Source organism: Halovenus rubra, assembly GCF_026586665.1.
Classification (GTDB): Archaea; Halobacteriota; Halobacteria; order Halobacteriales; family Haloarculaceae; genus Halovenus; species Halovenus rubra.
Genome location: NZ_JAODIY010000021.1, coordinates 1 through 672, shown reverse-complemented (window position 1 = coordinate 672; position 672 = coordinate 1). Strand labels below are relative to the sequence as shown.

Below are 672 nucleotides of genomic sequence, written 5' to 3'. Positions count from 1 at the left end.
GAGCCTGTCATAGAATCCATCTCATAGCTTCTCACAGCCCGGTTCGTTTCCTCGCTCATAGTTGGTGATTGCAATGACAACCCGGAGGCAGAGCGCAACGAAAACTTCTGTTCGTGCGTGGACGTGGCCTCGGGCGCGGACGTGCCCGAGGCCGCAGTCCTTCACCGCGTCATTGGTTCGTTCGACGCCTGTCCGGTGGTTATACGTCTCGTCCAAGATGGATTGTTTCAGCTGCACGTCCTCGCTGTGTTCCTCGATTCGGTCTTCGACCCTGTACTCGATGTCTTTCGGGTCGTCAGTATTTCGCGGATTGTATGGGGCGATTGGCACGACCCCTGCGGCTAGCAGGTGGTCGTGCCAGTCGAGGATGTCGTAGGCGCTGTCTCCAAGCATCCAGACCGGTGTATCGACGGCGAGCGCGTCACGCGTGACGCGCATCGCCGTCTCTTGGTCTGCTTGTTTAGCCTGTGTGAACTCCGCTGCGATCGGGATCTTTGCGCCAGTTGAGACGATCGTACAGCCGAAGCCGTAGTAGTACTCTTCGGCTGTTGGATCGTAGTTCCATGAGGCGGCGTCGTTGTGCTGGATCGCCTCGACGTGGGTCGAATCGATAGAGTACGTGGAGTCGAGCAGGCCGCGGGCGGCGGCCTGCTCGACGAGTCTGTCGAAGAT

Annotated in this window: 1 protein-coding gene; it reads right to left on the bottom strand. The window is 58.9% G+C overall.

The features are described 5' to 3' along the window. Positions 1 to 21: 21 nt before the first annotated feature. Positions 22 to 672 (bottom strand): transposase (locus N5098_RS15105; RefSeq protein ID WP_267638718.1); only part of this gene is annotated, 651 nt, incomplete at its 5' end.